1 protein-coding gene is annotated in these 2,789 nt (G+C 49.1%); it reads right to left on the reverse strand.

The window, feature by feature from the left end; translation table 11 throughout:
• Nucleotides 1-128 precede the first annotated feature (128 nt).
• A partial coding sequence (locus E0698_RS26135) for a condensation domain-containing protein (RefSeq protein WP_192513414.1) occupies nt 129-2,789 on the reverse strand: 2,661 nt, incomplete at its 5' end.

A 2,789-nucleotide genomic window follows, 5' to 3' on the forward strand; every position in this document is an offset into this window, starting at 1 on the left:
TCATAGTACGCCTGTGATTCCGGCTCCATCACTGTATGAAAGAGCATTCCTTCCTGCAAAGGCGTTAAATTAGCCACCTTTTCGATTTCAAGGCTTTTACTCATCGTATTTCCCCCTCGGGCGAATAATTATAAGCTTTCATAAAATTGCTTCATGTCTTCGAACTCTTCCAGGTCCAGATCATCTGCTCCTACGTCTGTTGGTGTCAGTTCCTGACCGGACTGATCCAGACAATGACGGATGGCATTCAACAGGTGAGTTTCGAAGCGAGAGAGAAGGTGTTTGATCGTGTGTTCTTCATATGCATTCTGGTCATAAATTAGACGGATGTTTAATTTACCGTCTTCCACGCGGCTATTCATATAGAGAGCATAAGGTGAATCGCTATTCGCATCCTTGGTACCTTGTGCAATCTCAGCTTCCAGCGGCGATGTTGAAAAATAAATTGATTCTGGGTCCAGTGAGTCTATATAACGGAAACCGATTTCTGGATGACGAGAACGTTTAGAAACCGTTGGATTACTGGCTTCGGTCAGGTATCTCAATACACCGTAGACCAATCCCTGATTTGGAACCTGTCGAACCGTTTCCTTCACACGCTTGAGCAACAGCGATAGTTCATCCGCAGTTCTGATGTCCAGTACAACCGGATACACGGACGTAAACTGCCCTATCGTTCTGGAGATATCCAGCGAATTTGTTTCACCCGGTTCTCGGCCAGGGTTCTCCACGTAGAGTGCAATCCGTTCTTGTCCTGACCATTCGGATACGGTCTGACCCAACACGGACAGCAGCACTTCATCCGGCACGGTATTGTAGGCATGATTGACCTGTGTCATCAGATCCTGGGTTTCGTCTGCTGATAATTGCAGATGGAGCTGATTCGTTTGTCGCTCTGTTCCAGAGTCCGTAATGACTTCATGGTCTTTGGGAAGCATTCCCCATTCGGACAACTCTATCTTTTTCCAATAGTCCTGCTCCTTGAGCAGCTCTTTGCTATTCGCATAATTCTCAAGATGTTTGGCCCATGTTTGGTAAGCGTTGGTTTTGTTCGGTAGGACAATCGTTTCCCCGTTCAGAGCTTGTGCGTAGCCTGTTGCCAGATCTTCGAGCAAAATACTCCATGAAATGGCGTCAGCCACCAGCAGGTCTACAGCAAGGAAAAGATGATCCCCGCTATCCAGACGGAAAAGCCCTGCCCGAACTCGTGGTCCTTCAAACAGCCGCAGGCTGCTTTGAATACGTTGGCATTCAGCTTCCAATTGGCTGCGTGCTTCGCTTGCTGTTCCCGTAAGCGACAGCACCTCCAAAGTGATTAGCTCCTCATTCAGTCCTTTGTGAGCTTGCGTAACCGACCCGTCAGCCTGTTGTAATAAGCCAAGGCGCAGAGCATCGTGGTGCTCCACGATTTTCTTCAATACGGCTCGCAATGGCTGCTCATCAAAGCCCGACTTTGCTAACAACAGTACCGATGTTGTGGCAGGAAGTGCCTCGGATGGATGCCGTTCGATCCAATCGATTAGATGACATTGTATCGGGGTCAGTGGTGCCTCTCCATCTACCGGGCCTTGCTCAATCGGACGGGACAGTGTTTCCGCATAGCCGCTCAGGATTTCAATGGACGGATGCTCCAGTACGTGTCGGATATCCAGTGAATACCCGTGAAGACGCATGCGCGCTATGACCTGAACAGCTTTGATGGAGTCGCCTCCGAGCAGGAAAAAGTTATCCTGAATGCCCACCAGATCGCGCCCCAAAACTTCTTGCCATACGGCGGTCAAAGCTTCTTCCACATCATTTCGTGGCGCTACATAGGCAATATCCGGTCGGAATAGCTCGTCAGGCTCCGGCAACGCTTTTCGGTCGGTTTTTCCATTCGGAGTCAATGGTATACGATCCAGAAACACAAAGTGAGACGGTACCGAGTAATAAGGAAGCAACTTGGCGGCATGCTCATGAATTACGGTTAAGCTTGGTGTTTCTTCTGTATGCAGTACAATGTAGGCACACAAAACGGATTCATGATCTTTGCTTTGATTTACAGTGACGACAGCCTCTCGAATTGCAGAATGGCTAATCAAAGCATTTTCAACCTCACCCAACTCAATCCGGAATCCACGTACTTTCACCTGATGGTCGATTCGGCCGATAAACTCCAGATTTCCATCCGCTTTCCAGCGGGCGAGATCGCCCGTTCTGTACATTCGTGTTCCTGTTGAAAATGGATTATCTACAAATTTGTCCGTCGTCAGTTCCGCGCGATTCCAATATCCGCGGGCCAATCCTTCCCCTGCAATGCATAGCTCGCCTGGTACACCAATAGGTTGTAATCTGTCCTGTTCATCAATGACATAAATTTGCGTATTCGCGATGGGACGTCCAATGTCAATCTGTTTGGCATTTGTAAGTTCCTGCACTGCCGACCAAACCGTCGTTTCCGTAGGTCCGTACATGTTATAAATGCGGGGACCGTTCAATTTCTGCAATGCCTCCAGCAGCTTGGGCGGAAGCGCTTCTCCCCCAACCATAATTTCCTGTACACCTTGCAGCGCACGGGAACCTGCTTCATGACCCAGCAGCATTTGCAGCCGGGATGGCGTCATTTGCAGCATGTCAATGTGATGCGCAGTAATCAGCTCGCTAAGTGTCTGAGGATCGACCTGATGATGGCGGTCGCCTAGCACGACGGTCATTCCGCCCAGCAGCGGCAGAATCGTTTCCAATACGAAAATATCGAACGAAATGGTGGTTAGCGATAAAATCGTTTTGTCCGCTGCAAAGTCGATCAC

The organism is Paenibacillus sp. 23TSA30-6, assembly GCF_014858585.1.
GTDB lineage: Bacteria > Bacillota > Bacilli > Paenibacillales > Paenibacillaceae > Paenibacillus.